General features: G+C 50.7%; 14 protein-coding genes and 1 pseudogene. 14 read left to right on the top strand and 1 reads right to left on the bottom strand.

Annotated features, from left to right (window positions below; translation table 11 throughout):
• Positions 1-92: 92 nt before the first annotated feature.
• The 3 genes from H8S80_RS17950 to H8S80_RS17940 are packed head-to-tail and all read left to right on the top strand — an operon-like array spanning position 93 to position 4,554.
• Positions 93-1,556: a sulfatase family protein gene (locus H8S80_RS17950; RefSeq protein WP_117632727.1), complete on the top strand. Its 1,464-nt coding sequence runs from the start codon at positions 93-95 to the stop codon at positions 1,554-1,556.
• Positions 1,557-1,583: 27 nt separating this feature from the next.
• Positions 1,584-2,756: a glycoside hydrolase family 88 protein gene (locus H8S80_RS17945; RefSeq protein ID WP_117632726.1), complete on the top strand. Its 1,173-nt coding sequence runs from the start codon at positions 1,584-1,586 to the stop codon at positions 2,754-2,756.
• Positions 2,757-2,769: 13 nt separating this feature from the next.
• The gene (locus H8S80_RS17940) at positions 2,770-4,554 is read left to right on the top strand and encodes an ulvan lysase-like protein (protein WP_117632725.1); all 1,785 of its coding nucleotides are present in this window, start codon (positions 2,770-2,772) and stop codon (positions 4,552-4,554) included.
• Between the two features lie 355 nt (positions 4,555-4,909).
• On the opposite strand, the gene H8S80_RS17935 is transcribed toward H8S80_RS17940, so the two are convergent.
• Complete coding sequence (locus H8S80_RS17935; protein ID WP_117632724.1) at positions 4,910-6,610, bottom strand: glycoside hydrolase family 13 protein; 1,701 nt, start codon at positions 6,608-6,610, stop codon at positions 4,910-4,912.
• A 176-nt stretch (positions 6,611-6,786) separates the two neighbouring features.
• Here H8S80_RS17935 and H8S80_RS17930 point away from each other — a divergent pair, with 176 nt between their 5' ends.
• The 11 genes and pseudogenes from H8S80_RS17930 (at position 6,787) to H8S80_RS17880 (ending at position 20,847) form a co-directional block, all read left to right on the top strand.
• On the top strand, positions 6,787-9,108 hold the full coding sequence (locus H8S80_RS17930) for a glycoside hydrolase family 65 protein (RefSeq protein ID WP_117632723.1): 2,322 nt from the start codon (positions 6,787-6,789) through the stop codon (positions 9,106-9,108).
• Entirely contained in the window at positions 9,041-10,033 is a 993-nt protein-coding gene (locus H8S80_RS17925) for a LacI family DNA-binding transcriptional regulator (protein ID WP_025530676.1), read from the top strand. Before H8S80_RS17930 ends, H8S80_RS17925 begins: the two co-directional genes overlap by 68 nt.
• 12 nt (positions 10,034-10,045) lie before the next feature.
• Positions 10,046-11,833, top strand: coding sequence for a sensor histidine kinase (locus tag H8S80_RS17920; protein ID WP_117632722.1), 1,788 nt, complete (start codon positions 10,046-10,048; stop codon positions 11,831-11,833).
• A gap of 15 nt (positions 11,834-11,848) precedes the next feature.
• On the top strand, positions 11,849-13,324 hold the full coding sequence (locus H8S80_RS17915; protein WP_187049062.1) for a response regulator transcription factor: 1,476 nt from the start codon (positions 11,849-11,851) through the stop codon (positions 13,322-13,324).
• A 185-nt stretch (positions 13,325-13,509) separates the two neighbouring features.
• Positions 13,510-14,829, top strand: a pseudogene (locus H8S80_RS17910) (ABC transporter substrate-binding protein).
• 141 nt (positions 14,830-14,970) lie between these two features.
• Positions 14,971-15,849: a carbohydrate ABC transporter permease gene (locus H8S80_RS17905; RefSeq protein ID WP_025530677.1), complete on the top strand. Its 879-nt coding sequence runs from the start codon at positions 14,971-14,973 to the stop codon at positions 15,847-15,849.
• Positions 15,850-15,851: 2 nt separating this feature from the next.
• A complete protein-coding gene (locus tag H8S80_RS17900; protein ID WP_002605551.1) occupies positions 15,852-16,700 on the top strand; it encodes a carbohydrate ABC transporter permease in 849 nt (282 codons plus the stop codon).
• Positions 16,701-16,718: 18 nt separating this feature from the next.
• Positions 16,719-17,549, top strand: a complete 831-nt coding sequence (locus H8S80_RS17895; protein ID WP_117632719.1) for an MBL fold metallo-hydrolase — start codon at positions 16,719-16,721, stop codon at positions 17,547-17,549.
• 2 nt (positions 17,550-17,551) lie between these two features.
• A complete protein-coding gene (locus tag H8S80_RS17890; protein ID WP_117632718.1) occupies positions 17,552-18,826 on the top strand; it encodes an MFS transporter in 1,275 nt (424 codons plus the stop codon).
• A 310-nt stretch (positions 18,827-19,136) separates the two neighbouring features.
• The gene (locus H8S80_RS17885) at positions 19,137-20,144 is read left to right on the top strand and encodes a LacI family DNA-binding transcriptional regulator (protein ID WP_002605554.1); all 1,008 of its coding nucleotides are present in this window, start codon (positions 19,137-19,139) and stop codon (positions 20,142-20,144) included.
• Positions 20,145-20,235: 91 nt separating this feature from the next.
• Entirely contained in the window at positions 20,236-20,847 is a 612-nt protein-coding gene (locus tag H8S80_RS17880; protein ID WP_002605555.1) for a hypothetical protein, read from the top strand.
• Positions 20,848-20,850 lie beyond the last annotated feature (3 nt).

The following is a 20,850-nucleotide window of genomic DNA, read 5'->3' as shown; positions in this document are numbered from 1 at the left end:
CGCGGAAATAATGAATCAGGAGAGCCGTATATCAGAGCTGTTGCCAAATATGCTCTGGTGCGGCTCTTTGTAAAAAGGAAAGGAGACGGAAATTGAAGCCACACGTTATTATAATTATGGCGGACCAGCTGCGGTATGATGTGCTGGGAAAGGGATTTACCCCCAATATTGACTCAATTGCAGCGGACGGGACTGCGTTTGGCCGGGCCTACTGTGCCTGCCCTCTCTGCGTGCCTGCCAGAGGTTCGTTTTTTACCGGAACTTATCCCAACAGAAACGGTTCTCTGATCAACCCGTGGGAGCCGGCCGACGCCGTTTATGGAGATGTCAGGCCGGAATTTGGCAGCTTATACACAATGATGGAGCGGGATTGGGACAGTATCCACAGTGGGAAGCAGCATTTGTTTACAACCGGAGGAAAATTGGAAGATCGTGTGGATTCCGGTACGCGCTGGTTTTCTACGGAGAAGAGTTATAAAGAATTTTTGAAGGAACACGGCGTTGCCATGCCGGGAGGCGGGAAATTCCGCACAAAGGTACCGGAAATGGTGGACGGAAAGGCTACGAGGGTGAGCAGCTATTCCAACGCGGAGACCGGGAGGTATGAACCGGGAGAACAGTATTATTTTGATTCTTATTTTACGGAAATGGCGCTGGAAGGCCTGCGGCGGCGGGATACCACGAAGCCTCTTCTGTTAAACGCCATGTTTTTAGCACCTCATCCACCGCTTCAGATACCGGATCCATGGTATAGGGCAGTGGGCGCGGAGGACTTTGCGCTTCCGGATAATATCGGCGTGTACTATCCCAGGCAGTCCCCGCTTCAGATGTATAATCTGACGGGAATCGTGGGGACCCGTTATGGGCGGGAGCACTGGAAGGAGGCATGGAGAGTCTATTTGGGGCTGGTGAGAATGCTGGATCACTGCGTGGGCCGGGTTCTGGAGGAGCTGAAGCGGCAGGGAATCTATGATGACAGCCTGATTCTCTTTACCAGTGACCACGGAGAGATGCTGGGCTCCCACGGCCTGTTTCAGAAGATGTGTATGTACGAGGAATCGGCCCGCGTGCCGCTGTTTATGAAGTTCCCGAAGAAGTTCACACCTTCTGAGAAATTGTATGACCAGGTAGTGAGCCACATCGACGTACTGCCCACACTGTGTGATTACCTCCAGGTGGATAGCGGAAATGAAATGGACGGCACATCGCTGATGCCGCTGCTTCGTGGAGAGAGCAGGGCGGAGGACAGAAATTCTGCTTATATCCAGTATGACGGAAATGGCTCCCGGTCTAATTTTCAGCGCTGTATGATATGGGGGAGATGGAAGCTGATCGTGGATTTATTTAAGGATGAAACCTTCTATGAGCTGTACGATCTGGAGGCGGATGTGCAGGAAACTTCCAATCTGATGTTTGACGGAAAATACGACGAGATAGCGGAAGAGATGGCGAACCGCTTAGCCGCGCACAGCCGGGAAACAGGGGATTTACTCACAATGGCTCCCTTTGATGCGGCCGGATTCCGGCGTAAATATGAGGCTTTTCCTGTGTTATAATAAAAACAGGAAGAACAGGAGAAGAGAATGAAAAAAGAAGAGTTACAGAACTATCCGAAGCTGGCTCCGGCGGAACTGGAGGAGGCCCTCGAAACAGCCGTGTCCCAGACCCGTTTTTCCATGTCCAGATTCGGAACCGGGTTCAAACATATTTTCAGTACCAATCACTTTTACACGGAAGCACCAAATAACCAGTGGACCAACGGCTTCTGGACGGGACAGCTGTGGCTGGCATATGAGTGTTCCGGTGATCCCGAGATGAAACGGACGGCGCTTGCGCAGACCCAATCCTTTCGGTACCGCATCGATCATCAGATTGAGACGGATACCCATGATCTCGGATTTCTGTATACGCCATCCTGTGTGGCGGCCTGGAAGCTGACCGGCAGCGAGGAGGCGAAGGAAACCGCAATTAAGGCGGCCCGCAGGCTTCTGGAGCGTTTTCATGAGAAGGGGCAGTTCCTGCAGGCATGGGGAAAGCCAGATGAGCCTGGAAATTACCGGCTGATTATCGACTGCCTTTTGAATCTGCCGCTGCTGTATTGGGCCGGCGAGGTAACCGGAGACAGTAGTTACAGGGAAAAAGCGGAGGCCCATGTACATACGGCACTGAGCGTGCTGATCCGTCCTGACAGTTCCGCTTACCATACCTATTATTTTGACCCGGAGACAGGGGAACCGCTGAAGGGAGTCACACATCAGGGGTATTCCGCCGACTCCGCATGGGCCAGAGGGCAGGCCTGGGGCGTGTACGGCATCGCATTGAGCTATCGCTATACGGGAAATCCGGAGTATGTCAGGCTGTTTGAGGAGGTAACCGGGTATTTCCTGGATCATCTTCCCCACAGTCTCGTTCCATACTGGGATTTTATCTTCCAGGATGGCAGTATGGAACCCCGGGATTCCTCTGCGGCGGCGGTCGCGGCCTGCGGTATGCTGGAGATGGCGAAATATCTGCCGGAGGAGAAGGCCTCGTACTATACCGGAATTGCCAGCCGGTTGATGAAAGCGCTTTATGACACCTGCGCGGCGAAATCTGATTCAGAGTCGGATGGACTTCTTCTGCACGGAGTATATGGGAGAAAGACACCTTACAACGACTGTATTGACCATGGGATCGATGAGTGCAATCTCTGGGGGGATTATTATTATCTGGAAGGTCTGGTGAGATTAAAATATGACTGGAATCCATATTGGTAATGGGGGAAATAATATGGCAGAAGTATGCAGAGATCTCCTGAAGGAATGGTGCGAAGCCATGCATCGCCTTCAGATCAGGAATACGAATAACCCAAGGCTCGACGGCGGCCTTCTCTGCCCCGCGTGCGGGAAGATTCACGGGCGCTGCTTTGAGGCGATGTATCCCTTTTTATGTATGGCTGCGCTTGAGAGAGATGAAAAATGGGTGAAAGCCGCTGAGAGGCTTTTTATTTGGGCGGAAAATACGGTGTCACAGGAGGATGGCTCCTTTTTAAATGATATTGACTCCGGTTGGAAGGGCACGACGGTTTTTAATGTGATCCAGCTGGCGGACTGCCTGTTGTTTCATGAAGCGCTGCTGTCAGACGAAACGAGATCAGCCTGGAGACAGCGCCTGAAGCTGGCGGCAGAATTCCTGTACCGGTTTGATGAATTAAAGGATAATAATATTAATTATCCCATATCCAATGCGTTGGCCTTATATGAGTGCTGGCTGGTGCTGCACGAGGAACGCTATAAACGAAAAGCGGAAGAACTGGCTGAGCCGTCCGGGCTTCCATTTACCGAACATGATCTGCTGTATGGAGAGGGGGTGCCTCGTGAAAAGAGGAGTCCAAGAGGCTGCCGCCCCATCGATATCGGGTACAATGTTGAGGAGACGCTGCCGTCTCTGGCTCTGTACGGCCATCTGAGCGGAGACCGGAGAGCTCTGGAGGCTGCAGAAAGGGGACTGGCTGCGCATCTGCCGTTTTTGCTTGAAAATGGTGCCTGGGACAACAGTTTTGGGACAAGAAATTATAAATGGAGCTACTGGGGGAGCCGCACTTCAGATGGCTGTGCGCTGGGATACCTGCTTCTGGCAGATGACAACCCGGATTTTGTATTGGCGGCTATAAGAAATCTAAAGCTGCTGAAGGAATGTACCGTGGATGGATTGCTGGCGGGAGGTCCGCATTATAGGCTGGCCGGTCAGGCGCCGTGCGTTCATCATACGTTTACCCATGCAAATGTATTGGCTGGAATTCTGGATAGAAATTTAGTGCGGAAGGGAGCAGACGACCGGACAGAGCGGCGCCTGCCAAGACAGCGGACCGAGGGAATCCGGTATTACCCGGAGACGGAAAGCTGGACTGCAACAAAGGGATCCATGACAGCCACGGTGACAGCCTGTGACTGGGAGTATTTACCCGGAGGTCATGTCGGGGGCGGAACACTGTCTCTTCTTCACCATGAGAGACTGGGAACTCTGCTGTGTGCCGGGATGAGCCGGTATACTTTAAAGGAACCAAACAATATGCAGGTTCCCTGCCGGGTCAGACAGGAGTGTCTGGCAGTGAGAATTGAAGCCGAAAAGGACGGTATTGTGTACAGCAGTCTCTATGATGACGATGTCCGGGTATCGGTAGAAGGCGGACTGGTTACTGCCAGCGGAAAGCTGAGAGACGAAAAACACAGAACGTTGTCTGGCAGAGAACAGAGCTATTGTTTTACTTACCAGGTTTCAGGGAAAGAACTGCGCATTCGGGCGGAGTTTAATGACGGAACGCTGATCTGTCCATTGGTGAGCGGCGCCGATGAAGCGGTGTCAGTGGAAGAGAATGGAAAACGGGTAATAATATGTAAGAAGAACGGGCAGGTGCTGATGGAGTCAAACCGGGAGATGCGTTTACCGTACAATACAGAGCGTATCTTTAATCTTATACCCGGGCTGCAGGCGCTTCGGGTACAGATCAATCCGCAGGCAGGCTGGGCTGAGGTAGGAATAAGAGTTGAGAGTGGGGAAGAGGATGGATTATGATTTTGTTTTACTTCATATGGTTGTAAATCGGAATTGATTTATAAATGGAAATATTATCGTTAATTATAGTGATATTTACGGTACTTACATATCTGGATAATCACCAGAATAGAAAATGAGCTATCCTCTCAGCCCAGAGGATAGCCCGGTAACTTAAAATTACTGTTTGCTTGATCGGCAATCATCGGTTTTTTGTTAGCCTTTGATTACTTCTAGTTATATTATACACTGGGTACTTGTATTTTTCAAGTACCCTTAAAAAATAAATTACACATTTTAACAAAATAAGCGAGAATTCCCCCACTGACATGAAGTCAAGCCTCGCATCTATAAGATGCAGTCGCACTCTGTGAAATTATCGAGCGTGGATTGAAACACCCCCATCCCCTCCCAGGAATACCACAGCCTCAAACGCCCGAAGCTTCATATGCACCTCGCAGGCCGGAGCGTCTTCATAATTCCCAATCAGCCGGACCCCGTTTTCCGGAAGGCACGCTTTGGGAAGGTCAATGACAGCCGGATCTGAGAAAAAGTTAAGAATCACCAGGAGCATCTGCCCCTGATAGCGCCGTGTATAGGCATAAATGGACGGATGTTCTTCGCATACCGGATTGTAGTCGCCATAGACAACAACTTTATGATTTCTGCGGATACGGATCAGATCCTGATAGTAATGATAGATACTTTCATTGTCACGGATGGCCGCTTCCGCGTTTATCTCTGTGTAGTTTGGATTGACGGGGATCCATGGGACCGCGTCGGTGAATCCGGCATTCGGGGAGGCATCCCACTGCATTGGTGTCCGGGCGTTGTCGCGCCCTTTGGCGTAGATCGCTTCCATAACGTGTTCCGGATCCTCGTGAAATACCGTGACAGCCTCGGCATAATGGTTGAGCGTGTCGATGTCCTTGTACTGGCCGATAGAGCTGAACCGGATGTTGGTCATACCCAGCTCCTCGCCCTGGTAGATATAAGGAGTTCCCTGGAGCGTATGAAGGAAGGTAGCCAGCATCTTGGCGCTTTCCACGCGGTATTTTCCGTCGTCCCCAAAGCGGCTTACCATTCGTGCCTGATCATGGTTATTTAAGTACAGACTGTTCCAGCAGCCGTCCGCAAGGCTGGTCTGCCATTTCCCGAATACGGCCTTTAGTTCGGACAGCTTCCATTGACGGATCTGCCACTTGTCTTCACCGACCGCATCGAGATACATGTGCTCGAAGGTGAAGACCATGTTTAACTCATGGCGATCTTTGTGAGTATAGAGGCGCGCCTGGTCCGTGGTGACCGAGACCATCTCGCCGACGGTGATGAAATCCCGCTGGCTCAGGATGCGCCGGTTCATTTCCTGAAGGTATTCGTGGACGTGCGGGCCGTTGGCAAAGTAAGGTGTGGCCAGATAGGGGCCATCCTCAGGCATATCAGGAAGCTCCGCGGCCTTGGAGATGTAGTTGATTACATCCATGCGGAAGCCGTCAATTCCTTTATCCGTCCAGAACTGCATGATGCGGTACACCTCTTCCCGCACAGACGGATTATCCCAGTTCAGATCAGGCTGTTTCTTTGTGTACAGATGCAGGAAATACTGATCACCCTCCGGTTCCTTTTCCCATGCAGAAAATCCGAAATGACTGCACCAGTTGTTAGGCGGCAGACCGCCCGGTTTCCCATCCCGGAAGAAGTAATAATCCCGGTAGGGGCTGTTTTTGTCCTTTAACGCAGCCTGGAACCAGGGATGCTCGTCAGAGGTATGGTTGACGACCAGATCCATCATCAGCTTTAATCCTCTCTCGTGCATCGCCTTAAGCAGCCGGTCAAATTCCTCCATGGTGCCAAATTCTTCCATGATTTCGCAGTAGTCACTGATGTCATATCCGTTATCATCATTGGGAGAACGGTAGATTGGGGAAAGCCAGATCACGTTCACGCCCAGCTCTTTCAAATAATCCAGTTTCCGGATAATTCCTCCCAGGTCTCCGATTCCATCTCCATTGGAATCCATAAAGCTTCTCGGATAAATCTGATAGACAACCGCCTCTTTCCAACAAGTTTCTTTCATTGAAATCCCCTCCTTTTAACGCTATTGTAGCATGAGATAACCGATCCCACAAACGTTTTCATTCATATTTGGAAAAGAAGTAAATATTCTATATAAAATATTTGACTTTTACGTGTAATATTGCAATAATAGAATCATATTTGTACCACAAACGTTTTGGAAAAGTGAGGTATTTTATGGGAAAAATAGAATTGGGGGAATGGAGCGTGTCGGTATCCCGGTGGGATCGGTCGTGGCAGCCCCAGATGGAATCGCTGTTCTGCCAGGGAAACGGGTATCTGGGGGTACGCTGCGCGGTGGATGAGCCGGTTCCCGGGCAGAAACGCGATACGTTTATTGCAGGGACGTATGATTCCTGTTTTGGCGAGGTCTCTGAGCTTCCGAATCTTCCGGATGTGATGGGAAAGGAGATTACCATCGACGGGGAGCTGCTCCAGCTGAGCGGAAGAAATCATGAGGATTACTGTGCCGTGCTTCATCTGGATAACGGGCTGGCTGAGAGGCACTTTACATACAGAACGGAACAGGGAAAACAGGTGAAGGTAAAGATGGAGCGGTTTGTGTCGCTAAAGAACCGCCACCTGCTGATGCAGAGACTGTCTCTGATTTTGGAGGAACCGGCAAAGCTGGAGATCAGGACCGGAATCAACGGACAGGTGAGTAACAGCGGGGCCCAGCATTTTACGGAAGGTACGAGGCACTGCGTTCCGGGAGAGCGGGAGGAACTGTCGTTTCAGGCGTGGGATTCAGGGGTGCGCTTTGCCGCTGCCTGCGCTCCGAGGCTGACTGCAGGATCATACCGCGCTTCCATTGACATGGACCGGCGCAGGATTGGAACGCTCTACCATATTTCCGCGGAAAAAGGGGAGGAGATCGTGCTTGAAAATGCGGCCGCTTTTTATACCTCCAGAGATGCAGAGTATTGGGACGGCGAAAGCCCTTTTGCAGATACACCTTTCAAAGAGTCAGTGTGTGGGAAAAACAAGAGCCTTTCCATAGTGGATGATGCCAATGCACTGGCGGCCGAAGCCGCCAAAGCAGGATTCGAGCATTCGCTTAAAGAGAGCGGCGAGGCGTGGCAAAGGTACTGGGACTTACATGATATCCGGATTGACAGCGACGAGGTGTTTGATTCCTGTGCGGCCAGATTTGCCCTTTACCACCTGCGAATCATGACGCCAGTGCATGACGAGCGGATGAATATCGGTGCGAAGGGGCTGTCTGGGGAGGCCTATAAGTGCCATACGTTCTGGGATACGGAGATGTTCCTTTTCTCCTCCTGGCTGTACACAGAGCCGGAGGTGGCCAGACGGCTGCTGCGCTACCGCTATCTCACGCTGCCGAAGGCGAAGGAAAAGGCGGCGCAGTACGGATGTGAGGGGGCGCTGTTCCCATGGGAGAGCGCCTGGATTACAGACGGAGAGGTCACACCGTCAGAGGGAGCGCCCGACGTGGTGACGGGTAAGCCGATTCCCATCTATACCGGTACCCAGGAGATTCATGTCAATGCGGATATTGCGTATGCAGTCCATCGATATTTTGAAGCCACGGACGATACCGCATTTATGGAAGAATGCGGCTATGAGATGATACTGGAGACGGCGCTGTACTGGGCTTCCCGCGCGGAGTGGAACGAAGAGAGGAAACAGTACGAGATACACGGCGTGATCGGACCCGATGAATACAGTGAACACGTATCCAACAATGCCTATACGAATTATATGGCTTCATGGAATATCAATGAGGCGCTCCGCATCCTGGAAAGGCTCCTGCAGGCAGGTAAGACGGATCTTCTGGAAGCACTGGAGGAGAAGACGGGCGCTGTCTCCAGAGAAGTATGGATGAAGGACCGGGCGGAGAAGCTGGCGCTTCCAAAGCCGGATGGCAGGGGAATCATTCCGCAGGATGAGGCATTTTTAAATCTGCCGGAACTGGACCTGACGCCGTTTAAAAAGGGTGGGAGGAAGATTCTGGAAAGCTTTAATGTAGAACAGCTCTGCGGATATCAGGTCTTAAAGCAGGCAGATGTGGTAATGCTGCTGTCCTCGATGCCGGACCTGTTTCCGGAGGATATTATTCTTAAAAATTATCAATATTATGAAGCGCGTTGTGTTCACGATTCATCCTTAAGCTTTAATGTGCACAGCATGACGGCGGCCCGCCTCGGTATGACAGAGGAAAGCTTCCGGCTGTTCCGGAAGGCCGCCGGAGTGGATTTAAACGGCGGGCTGTCCTCCGCAGAGGGGATTCATGCGGCGGCAATGGGCGGAATCTGGCAGTGTATCGTTCTGGGGTTCGCCGGATTATCGGTAAAGGATGGGTGTCTTGCGATGGAACCCCATCTGCCGGAATCCTGGCGAAGTGTTTCATTTTCATTCGTCTGGAAAGGCGAAAGGTTTGAGATCACAGTGGATCATGAGGAGGTGCGGTATGGTAAAACTGGTGGATGTAGCAAAGGCCTGCGGCCTGTCGGTGTCACAGACGAGCCGGGCGCTTAACGGCAGACAGGACGTCAGCGAGGAGACGAAACGGCGCGTGAGCCAGACGGCGGCGGCCATGGGATATGTGAAAAATCTGACGGCACAGACGTTATCTGCTAAGAAGCCGATGCAGCTGGCTGTTGTCGTGACAGGGGTCAGCGAGCAGACGGAAAACTCTTCCTTTTTCTTTGGTATTATGCAGGGAGTGAATTCGTTTGCCAATCAGAACGGTTACGAGACCGTGGTATATATGATGGAGAACAGCCCGGAATGCTTCGAGACGTACTGCAGGCAGCGGGGGGCGGGAGGAATGATCCTGATGAATGCGGATTACGATGAACCGGCGGTTAAGAAGCTGGCTGAAGGGGATTTCCCCTGTGTCTTCATCGATATTCCGTATACAGGGGAGAGAAAGGGATGTGTCATCGTCAACAATGCCTATTATTCAAGACTTGCCGTGGAACACATGGTGAAACGCGGCCGGAAACGCATTGCCATGATAACCGGAAGCGGCCATTCCATCGTGGAAAAGGAGCGGGAAGAGGGATATAGGCAGGCACTTTGTCAGGCGGGGCTTACGGTCAGGCCGGAATGGATTGTGAAGGGCGATTTCCGCTACGACATGGCTCATGAACAGGCGATCCGGCTTATGGAGAAGGAGCCGAGGATCGACGGATTCTTCTGCGCCAGCGATTTGATGGCCCTGGGAGTCATCAACGCACTGCGGGGGCAGCACATAAAGATTCCGAAACAGATCTCCGTATTTGGATTTGATGGACTCTTAAGCAGCGAATACGCCAGACCAAAGCTGTCAACCATCCGCCAGAACCAGAAATACAAGGGATTTCTGGCGGCCAGGATGCTGACAGATATTCTGGGGAATGAAGCGTATGAGCCGACCGTGATCGTGCCCTGCGAGGTATGCCTCCGGGAATCCGTATAGAGAGGTGGGGGGATGAACTGGTATAAACATATTCCGCTTCAAAGAAAGATTCTGGCGGCCTGTCTCGTCGTAATTCTGGTTCCATTAACAATCCTGGTCAGTCTTGTGCTGAGAAGAAGCATGGAGGAGGAGATTGACAGAAGCATCGTGAACATGACGCAGGCAAATGAGATGATTGATGACCGGCTGGAGACCATTGTGAACCATTTGAAGACCACTTCAGCCATGTATCTGGTCTATCCGGACATTATCCAGTATGTGAAAAATGATTTCAACATGGACCGGCCGGAATACATCACCACTCTGCGGGAGCTGAGAAAAAATGTGATGTCGGCGAAAATCAATCCCTACGTCTCCAGCATTACTTATCTGTCCAACAAGAATAACGCCTACAGCGGCGCCGGATATAATGAGAATTACATGAGCCGGATCGAAGGCTTTGCCGAGACCATGAAGGCGGAAAAGATTAAAAATATGCTGTCATCGGTCTACGAGACCGTGATCAACCAGCAGAGTGTCAGGACGATTACCTACGGGTTCTCCCTGGTGGATACCTATACGTTTGAACAGGTGGGGTACGCCTTTATCAACCTGGATTTAAAGCAGTTCGGGCAGAGCTTTATGGTCTTTACCGAGGATGGAAGCATGGATAGCCTGGCGGTACAGGGAGATTACGTAATCTATCAGGGACAGCGGGTGACGGATGCCATGGCTTCCCATGTGAAGCAGGCGCTTCTTGAGAGGAAGGAGAGCTTTGCCGCCAATAAAAATCAGGTGATGAATTTGAGCTTTTCCGGGGAAGACTGGCGTATGGTGGCGACTTATAATGAAGCGCTGGACTTAACCATCGTCAGCATGGCTGCGGGGCGGGTGCTGAAGCTTCATATGATGCAGGGAATGGCCTCCTATGTGATCATTGTTGTGATTATGACCGCGGTATTCATCGGCGTCAGCATCCTGCTGAGTGTGAAGCTGACACGGCCGATCCGCGTACTGGAGGAAGGCATGCATCAGGTGGAAAATGGGAAACTGGTTCCCATCACACAGGAGCTGAACCGCCAGGATGATTTAGGCCGGCTGATTCTTGGGTTTAATAACATGACTGCCAGGCTGAAGGAGAGCATTTTAAGGGAGTATGAATCGAAGAATCTACAGAAAAAGGCGCAGATCATGATGCTGGAGAGCCAGATCAATCCCCATTTTCTGTATAATACGTTAAATGTCATCAATTCTATCGCCATCCTGGAGGACGTGCCGGAGATATCGGAGCTGGCGACCGGGCTGGGAGATATGTTCCGTTATAACATCAGCGGAGGAAGTCTGGTCACGGTGATGGATGAGATCACGCAGATCGAGCGGTATGCCAATATTCAGAAGCTGTGCATGGCGGGGCGGATCGAGACCGTATTTGATGTTCCCGAGGAGGTCAGAGGGAAAAAGATTCTCAAATTTTTGCTTCAGCCGCTGGTTGAGAACTGTTTTGAACACGGATTTTCTCAGGATAAGAGAGATGGACGGATCGGGATCAGGGCTTCCTCGGAGGAAGGCGTCGTAACGCTGACTGTGGAGGACAACGGCGCCGGGATGTCGGAAGCTCGTCTTAAACAGCTGACGGAAAAATGCCGGGAGCAGGGATCGCTGTGTCTGGAAAAAGAGGAGACGGATTCCATCGGTCTGCTGAATGTGAATTTCCGTCTGAAGAATTATTATGGAGAAGAGTACGGTTTGATCCTGGAGAGTGAGGTAGGCAGGGGAACAAAGATCACCATCAGGATCCCTGAGAGTGAGAAAAAGTCATAGGAAGCGGGGGAAGTCATGAAGTTTGCAGTTGCGGATAATGTTCTTTTGGCCAGAAAGGCTGTAGAAAAATTAATACTGGAATGGGACAGGGACAGCACCATATGCTGCTCCTGTGACAATGGCGATGAGGTTTTGAAGGTGCTGGAGGAGCAAAACATGGATGTGCTGGTGGCGGATATCCGGATGCCAGGACTGAACGGAATCGCCTTATCCGAGGTGGTGCGCCAGCGTTTTCCTTCGGTGGATGTGGTTTTGGTGAGCGGATACGCCACGTTTGATTACGCCAGAGCCGCCCTTCATAACGGGGTGCGGGATTATCTGCTGAAACCGCTCAAGAGAGAGGATCTGTTTCACACCCTGGATACTATAAAGAAGGCGCGCACAGAGGAGAAGCGGCAGGAGGATCTGCTCCGTGACGTACAGAAACGCGCAGGAAGTTTTCTCCTGCTCCGGTATTTATCGGGGGAGGAGCGTCCCGAGGATGTACTGCCCGAGGAGATGACAGGACTGAAAAACGGGTGTTTCTTTGCGGCTCAGATCATGGTGGATGGAATGGGATTTGAGGAACTGTCGATACGGCTGCGGGATCTGTCCTTTGGCCGGGACCTGATATTTGAGGATATCCTGCATTCCGGAGCGGGAGTCATCGTCTCCTGCGGGGAAGAACGTGCTATGGCAGTGTTTGATAAGAAGCTCCGGGCATTAAATACGCTGGCGGAACAGGGAAAGAAGGATGGCCGTCAGGCCGCAGTCGGAGTCAGCCTGCTTCTCACGGGACCGGATTCCATAAGGGAGGCATACTCCCAGGCGAGAAGGGCCTGCTGTCTGCGGCTCCAGGATCCGGAACGGGGATTATACCTTTTCGATCATGACAGGGGAAAGGAGCTGCTCTCAAAGGAAGACTTACATTTAATTCGAAACCATTTGAATGCCAGGCGGGTGAAGGAGGCAAAAGAGTTCTGCTTCAAGAAACTGGTACAGCAGGAGAAGACGACGGTCCTGCAGCTGGAGCAGGCATACCAGGCGCTGCTGGGCATCTGTTTTACCATGGATACGGAAACGATTTACCGGCCTCTCTGGGATTTTGAGGACATGGGCGGGCTTCTGGACTATATCTGCAGCATGGCGTGCTGCATCGAAGAGGCGGACCGGTCCATAAATGAAGGAGACATTATTGACGAAATCCAGGCATTCCTGGAAGAAAATTATTACTGTGAGATCTCTTTAAATGAGCTGGCGGCGACGAAGTATTTCATGAATCCCAACTATCTGAGCCGTCTCTTCAAGGCGCGGACCGGAATGGGATTTTCCAAGTACCTGCTTGGCCTGCGTATGAAAAAGGCGGAAGAACTCCTGGAAAGCGGGGATATGAATATCAATGAGGTGGCGCTTATGGTGGGATACACCAGCCCTTCCTATTTCATTCAGAATTTTAAGAAATATTTCGGCCGGACTCCGGGAACACAGAGAAACAGGCCTGAATCACGCTAATGTAAAAATACAATAAAAGACGTGTAATATAAATGTAAAATTAATGCATAATAACGGAAAAGTAACATAATTGATATCTGCTGATGTCAGTTTTGCAATATGATTGAAAAAAATAAACGCTATAATATGGGTATAAGATACAAGTGACTTATACCCATATTTTTCGCATTGTAAGGAGGATATCTATGAAAAAAGTATTGAGTGTAGCAATGGCGGCAGTAATGGTAGTGTCTATGGCCGGATGCGGTTCGTCCAACAAACCGGCAGAGACCACGGCGGCGCCGGCCGCGTCCACGGAGAAGGCGGAGGAGACGACGGCAGCCGAGACGAAGGAGGCCGCATCAACAGGAGAAGTGACAACCATTGAGTTCTTCCAGATGAAGGACGAGGGAACCGATTATTACACGGCGCTGATCAAGGAATTCGAGGCTCAGAACCCGGATATCAAGATCGAGTACACCAACGTTCCGGATGCGGAGACCGTCCTGATGACGAGAATGGCTTCCGACCAGGTTCCGGACGTATTTACCCATTTCCCGCTGGACGCTTCCTTCCGGGAGCAGGTAAAGGCCGGATATATGATGGATTTAACCGGAGAAAAGATGCTTGATAATGTGGCGGATGATATTCTGGATATCAGCCTCATCGACAGCAAATCGTATTCGATCCCGGTATCCTTAAACATGCTGGGCGTTTACTACAACAAAGATTTATTTGATAAAGCCGGTGTTGAGATTCCGGCAACCATTGAAGACTTATACAAGGTCTGCGATACGTTAAAAGCAGCCGATATCACACCGTTTACATTCCCGGATAAGGATGTATGGACGGTTCGCCAGTTCTGTGACCGCGCCAGCGTAACCATGCTGGAAGATCCGGTAGGACTGTTTGAAGACATTGCAGCAGGAGGGACGACAGCTGCCGACTCCAAGGAGCTCCGCCAGATGGGCGAGACCATTGTGAAGCTTCGCTAGTATGGCCAGGAAGATAACCTGGGAACCGGCCAGGAGCAGGCCATCGCAGATTTTGCAAACGGTAAGGCAGCCATGTTCTTCTCCGGAACCTTCGCATACCCGGAGATCGTAAAGAGCAACCCGGATCTTCAGTTTGCCATGTTCCGTTACCCATCCTTCAATGGAAGCAGCATTGACCGTCTGGGCGTCAACATTGATACGGCATTCAGTATTTCCGCAGCAACAAAGTATCCGGAAGCGGCAAAACGTTTCGTAGAGTACTGCACCAGCCCTGAAAATGCACAGCAGTTCTCCGATTACGATGGAACTCCGTCGGCAATCAAGGGCGTCAACTTTAATAAGACCGAGTTTGAATCCATGTTTAAGGATTATGTCCAGACTGGTAAGACCATGAGCGTTCCGTCCAACAGCTGGCCGCCGTCATTCGGTGGAGAGTACGGCAATATCTGCCAGGAACTGATCGATACCAAGGATGTAGACCAGTGGCTTGACAACTTAAATCAGTTAATTATGGATACCTATAACAACTAAGGTTTTACGAGAGGGTGAGATTCTTGCCAGGACGCATTTAAGTCCGGCGGCGCTAGTGCCTCCCGGCGTAAATACGCCGGTAGGCACTAGTTTCACCCTCTTTCTAATTAGAAGAGAATCGTTCAGAAAGGGTGATGGACCGTGAAAAACAAACCAAAACGGCCGAAGGCGGGACGCGCCGCTTATATGGCATTTACACTGCCGGCAATTATTCTATATACGGTCTTTTTCGTATTTTCCGTAATCTACGGAATTTACTACAGTTTTACGAACTGGAACGGATATGCAAAGGAGTATAAATTTGTCGGTGTCAACAACTATGCAAGGCTGTTTTCAGACCGTGTCTTCAAACGTGCGCTGGTCTTCACCGTAGAATACAGTGCAATTCTTGTGGTGGGAGTCATCACCATCGCGCTGATTCTGGCGGTTATCCTGTGTTCGAAGATTAAACAGCAGACTTTTTTCCGGGCCGCTTTCTTTTTCCCGGCAACGCTGAGCCTCGTTACCATAGGCCTTGTTTTCAATGAAATCTATTACCGGGTGATCCCGCTGATCGGAAAGAGTTTAAATATTGATTTTCTGAGTAAAAATATTTTGTCCAGTTCATCTACTGCCATGTGGGGCATCCTGATCGTCCATATCTGGAGGAGTGTGTCGATCCCCATGGTGCTGCTGATCGCCGGGATGCAGAATATCTCCGGAGACTTATACGAAGCGGCCGCCATCGATGGGGCCAATGGAGTGCAGCGTTTCTTCCGCATCACGCTTCCGCTTCTGATGCCGGTCTTAAGCGTCTGTATCATCCTGGTGACAAAAGAAGGACTGACGGTCTTCGACTATATTACGGTCATGACCAGCGGCGGACCTGCGGGTTCTACCCAGTCCATTGCGTTCTTAATCTATGAAAATGCCTTTATGAACCAGAAATTCAGCTATGCGATCACCCAGTCTGTCGTCATCTTTGTGCTGGTGTGTGTCGTGTCGTATTTCCAGTTCAGGACGACGAGGAAGGAGGACTGACCATGAATGTAAAAAAGGAAAAGCAGCTGCAGCCGGTCCGTATCCTCAAATATCTGTTTTTGATCTCGGGCTGTCTGGTGATTGCCGCGCCCTTGTATGTGACAATTATTACTGCATTTAAGACGAGAGAGGAATCGACGGTCAATTTTTTCTCCTTTCCCAGCCAGTTTTATCTGGGGAATTTTCGGGAAATTATTGAAAAACAGAACTATTTCCGCTATTTAGGAAATACCGTTATTATTACGGTCTGTTCCCTGATCCTAATGGCACTTGTCATTCCCTCGCTGTCTTACGCACTTTCCCGGAACATGAGACGGTCCAAATTCTACCGTTTCTCTTACATCTATCTGGTCATCGGTCTCTTCGTACCCTTCCAGGTAGTTATGATTCCGTTAGTGAAGATCGCCAGTTCCTTTCATATGTCCAATATCTGGGGGCTGATTGTATTAAATCTGGTGTTTGCGCTGCGCGACGGCGTGTTCCTCTTTGTGGCGTATATGGACAGTGTGCCCCGGGAGCTGGAGGAGAGTGCGTTTATCGACGGGGCCGGAGTGGTTCAGACGTATATCCAGATCGTATTCCCTCTGGTAAAACCCATGACTGCTACGATTATGATTCTGAACGGGCTTTCCGTTTGGAACGACTTTATGCTTCCGCTGCTCCTGTTAAACAAATCCAAGGACAGCTGGACGCTGCAGCTGTTCCAGTATAATTTTAAGACGACGTATTCCTTTGACTATAATCTGGCCTTCGCATCATTTCTGCTGTCCATGCTGCCGGTGATGGTGGTCTATGTATTTGCTCAGAAATACATTATTCAGGGCCTGACCACAGGCGCGGTCAAAGGCTGAGTGCGAAAGGAGATTAATATGGAAATTAAATATCTGGGCACGGCCGCCGCAGAAGGATGGCCGGCCGTGTTCTGTACCTGTGAGGCGTGTAAGAGGGCGAGGGCGCTGGGAGGAAAGAATATCAGGACCCGCTCCCAGGCCATTGTGGATAATACGGTTCTCATCGATCTTCCGCCCGATACGTATCTCCATGTCCTGCGGGAGGGAATGACGATTGACAAGGTTGAATCGGTGTTGATTACCCATTCTCATCAGGATCATTTTTATCCCATGGAGCTGCTGATGCGCGGCGAGCCATACGCGCACCAGCCCGGAGCGCCGGTTCTCACGGTCTATGGAAATGATAAGGTGGAAGCGGCATACCGGATGGCCATGGAGATGAACGACAGCCCTACACTTCATGCACAGCTGGATTTTAAGCGGGTAAGGCCCCTCGAACCGGTAACACTGCCTTCCGGATACGTGGTGACGCCGCTGGCGGCCAACCATGCAAAGGATGAAAACTGCCTCGTATACCTGCTGGAAAAGGACGGAAAATGTCTCTTCTATGGCCATGATTCGGGAAGCTACCCGGAAGAGACATGGGATTATTTAAGAGGGAAAATGATCAGCCTTGTCAGCTTCGACTGTACCAATGTGGAGGCGCCCGACGGAAATTATCACATGGGGCTGCCTGACAACCGGAAAGCAAAAGCACGCATGATTCGTGAGGGATGCGCCGGAGAGAACACGGTGTTTGTGATCAATCATTTCTCTCACAATGGAAAACTGATGCACGAAGAGATCGTGGACTGTGTCCGCGAGGACGGATTCGTGGTGGCATATGATGGTATGACGGTGGAATTCTGATCATGGAAATGGGGGAACGTTTAAGGAGAAAGCAGAAGGAAGTGTTTCTGTTCTGCTGGACCGGTTATTTCCTGACGTATTTCGGGCGGCTGAATCTATCCGTGGCCATGAACGCCATGGCGCTGGAATTTGCCAGCGGCGCCGCGGTGATCGGCCTGACCGGGAGCGTGTTTTTCTGGGTCTATGCGGTGGGAAAGCTGGTCAACGGTTATGCGGGGGATTATCTGGACAACAGGCATCAGGTGTTTTTTGGGCTGATGGTGTCGGGCGCTGCGAATGTGGCTATCGGATTCGTCCACAACATATGGATCATCATCCTTTTATGGGCGGTGAACGGATTCGCGCAGAGCGCTATCTGGTGCAATATGATCAGTCTGATTGCCCACTGGTTTTACGAGGAACAGCACGCGGGAGCTGCGGTGTGGCTGTCCACCTCCATGGTGGGAGGAACGCTGGCCGGCTGGGGGATCTGTGGCTTTATTATCCGGGCGGCATCCTGGAAGTGGGTATTTTTAATACCTGGCTTCGCCCTGATTCTGTTTGCGCTGCTGTGGAAGACGTATGTAAAAAATACGGCAGTGGAAGCCGGATTTACGGATTTTCAGAGCGTTCGGGTGATGAAACCGTCAGCGGCATTTCTGGAACATACGGACTCCTCTTCGGGCATCGGAAACCGGCTTGGGAAGTTTATTCTGGCTTCCGGCCTGATCTGGATTATACTCGCCTGCCTGGCGCAGGGGGTGATCAAGGACGGAATCGGCCTGTGGGGACCGACCATGATACAGGATATCTATGGCGTGGACGCCGGTACGGCCTCGTTCCTGCTGTTGTTTATACCGGTGATGAATTTTATGGGCATCACCCTGGTGGGAATGATTCAGAGAAAACGGCTTCTGAAGGAAGAGACGCTGGTGGTGATTATGATGGTCCTATCGGTATTTATCCTGGCCGGGCTTCGCGTCTTTATGGGAAAATCGCTGGCTGCCGGGGTACTTTTATTAGGCGGCGTCAGCGCCGTGATGTACGGTGTAAATACGATTCTGCTGGGAGTATTTCCGCTTCGCTTCGCAAGGGCCAACCGGGCCAGCTTCGTATCGGGGCTGCTGGATTTCTGCTCCTATGTGGCCGCCGGTCTGTCCTCCGTGTTTTCCGGGCTGGTTATCCAGCTGGGACTGGGGTGGAACAGCGTGTTTTTGGTGTGGCTGGTGCTAACGGTGATGGGCGTTGGGGCGTTGGGGGTGTTTGGGTGGAAGTACAATAGAAGACAATTACAGTGAATGGCGCTTCTCTGCAAAAGCAGGGGGCGCCGTTTTAGGCAGTAATACAAAATTCTTGTATAAAATGTCCATTTTTTTTCACGAAATACTTTACAATCTGTATAAATGATGGTAAGATACAAATGTGTAAACGATTACACACTATAATACTAAACAACTACTTGCCTTTTACAAAATCCACTGATTATAAAGGATTACATAATTCACATATTTTTAAATAACCATAATTTTTTTTGTAAACATATGTAAACGATTACACATTGCTGCATCATGGCCGCATAGTGCGGCCGCAGGAGAAATGGAGTGCAAAATGAGTCTTACGATTAAGGATATTGCTGAAAAAGCAGGTGTATCCGTGGCTACGGTGTCGAGAGTGATCAACGGGTCCGGCTACGTGAGCGAAAAGAACAAGAAAAATATTGAGGAAATTATCCGGGAATCGAATTACTGTCCGAATGCGGCGGCGAGAAGCCTGATTACCCAGGCCTCTGATATGATCGGCCTGGTGATGCCGGAGCGGGTTAATCCATTCTTCGTGAAGGTATACGACGGTGTGACCCGAAAGGCGGATGAGGAGAATATAACGGTTCTTTTTTATAAAACGGACGACGATGAGAAGAAGCAGGGGGAGATCTTAAAGCAGCTGAAGGCTCAGAGTGTAAAGGGTATTCTGATCACCCCGAGTCTCTATCAGACCTCCGCCACCAGAAAGATGCTGGAAGCAGTGGAACGGGCCGGGATTCCCGTGGTCCTCATCGACCGTGATACGGAGGGCGGGGATTTCGACGCGGTATTTATTGACAATAAGGGGGCTATTTATAAGGCCACAGAACAGCTGATCCAGGCAGGACATACGCAGATTGCGGCCGTCACCAGCCCTGATTTTTCCAGAGTGGGCGCGAGAAGGCAGGACGGTTTCCTGGAGTGCATGAAGAAGCATGGGCTGGAGGTCTGTCCGGACTGGGTGATCGAGGGAGAACTGAGCGTTGAGAGCGGATATGATGCCTGTAAGCGCCTGATGGAGATGGAGAACAGTCCCACGGCAATTGTGGCATTTTCCAGTTCGGAGCTGATCGGATGTGTGAAATACTTAAACGAAGCAGGATACCGGATCGGCAGGGATGTCTGTCTCTTTGGATTTGATGATATCGGTACATTCCCGGATTTCGGACTTCAGCTGTCTACCATCGAACGGCCCATGAGGGAGATGGGGGAGCTGGCGTTTGAACTGTTGTGGGAACGGATTCATAACGGCGGAAAGAACAAAAGAAGCCGTGAGATCCTCCTTCCGACCAATATAAAGCCTGCTGAGAAATAAACGGTAGCTGTGCACGGACAACGGAGGCGATCCGTGGGCAGTGAACCATTATTAAATCTATATTTACATCACTTAAAGGGGGAAAGCAGCAATGAAACATGACAACAGCTACAGCTACAAACCACAGTACGATCCATTTGAGAATGTTATGACGAGGAACGGACTGCACGCAGATGAGGTGATTTCCGCACTGCAGAAAAGCATCCGCCATGCGGACGAGGACACCGCGATCCGGTGCGGATACGAGATGTATGTTACCAGTATGGAGCTGGAGAACTATCTTTGGAGACGTCTTTCCGTCATCAGCGTGGAAGACATCGGATTCGGGGAGCCGACCGCGCCCATTCTAATCCAGACATTGAAAACCATGAGAGAGGAGTTTCCGTACTCTTTAAGCGGCAGCAGGGCACTGTTCCTGTTCCAGGCGATTCGTTATCTGTGTAAATGCCGGAAAGAGCGCTCCAGCGATACGATTAAGACGATCGTAATCGAGGAATACAAGCGAGGGGAGTACGCAAAGCTTCCGACAGAGTATGATATCTATGACTGGCATACGAAAAAGGGAAGAGAGGGCGGAAGAACGTATCTGGATTTCCTGGAGCATTTTACAGATGTTACGCCATTTATGGATCAGTACGATCCGGAACTGAAGGAGATCTTAAAGCAGTATACCAGGGAGAACATCGAACTGGGTGAGGAGTAAACA

This window comes from Hungatella sp. L36 (genome assembly GCF_014288035.1).
This window is presented reverse-complemented; position numbering and strand designations above follow the sequence as displayed.

Bases quoted from the DNA above. Each gene is read 5' to 3' on its own strand.
- H8S80_RS17945 (WP_117632726.1), top strand. From the start codon at position 1,584: ATGAAAAAAGAAGAGTTACAGAACTATCCGAAGCTGGCTCCGGCGGAA.
- H8S80_RS17940 (WP_117632725.1), top strand. From the start codon at position 2,770: ATGGCAGAAGTATGCAGAGATCTCCTGAAGGAATGGTGCGAAGCCATG.
- H8S80_RS17935 (WP_117632724.1), bottom strand. From the start codon at position 6,610: ATGAAAGAAACTTGTTGGAAAGAGGCGGTTGTCTATCAGATTTATCCG.
- H8S80_RS17930 (WP_117632723.1), top strand. From the start codon at position 6,787: ATGGGAAAAATAGAATTGGGGGAATGGAGCGTGTCGGTATCCCGGTGG.
- H8S80_RS17925 (WP_025530676.1), top strand. From the start codon at position 9,041: ATGGTAAAACTGGTGGATGTAGCAAAGGCCTGCGGCCTGTCGGTGTCA.
- H8S80_RS17920 (WP_117632722.1), top strand. From the start codon at position 10,046: ATGAACTGGTATAAACATATTCCGCTTCAAAGAAAGATTCTGGCGGCC.
- H8S80_RS17915 (WP_187049062.1), top strand. From the start codon at position 11,849: ATGAAGTTTGCAGTTGCGGATAATGTTCTTTTGGCCAGAAAGGCTGTA.
- H8S80_RS17900 (WP_002605551.1), top strand. From the start codon at position 15,852: ATGAATGTAAAAAAGGAAAAGCAGCTGCAGCCGGTCCGTATCCTCAAA.
- H8S80_RS17895 (WP_117632719.1), top strand. From the start codon at position 16,719: ATGGAAATTAAATATCTGGGCACGGCCGCCGCAGAAGGATGGCCGGCC.
- H8S80_RS17890 (WP_117632718.1), top strand. From the start codon at position 17,552: ATGGAAATGGGGGAACGTTTAAGGAGAAAGCAGAAGGAAGTGTTTCTG.
- H8S80_RS17885 (WP_002605554.1), top strand. From the start codon at position 19,137: ATGAGTCTTACGATTAAGGATATTGCTGAAAAAGCAGGTGTATCCGTG.
- H8S80_RS17880 (WP_002605555.1), top strand. From the start codon at position 20,236: ATGAAACATGACAACAGCTACAGCTACAAACCACAGTACGATCCATTT.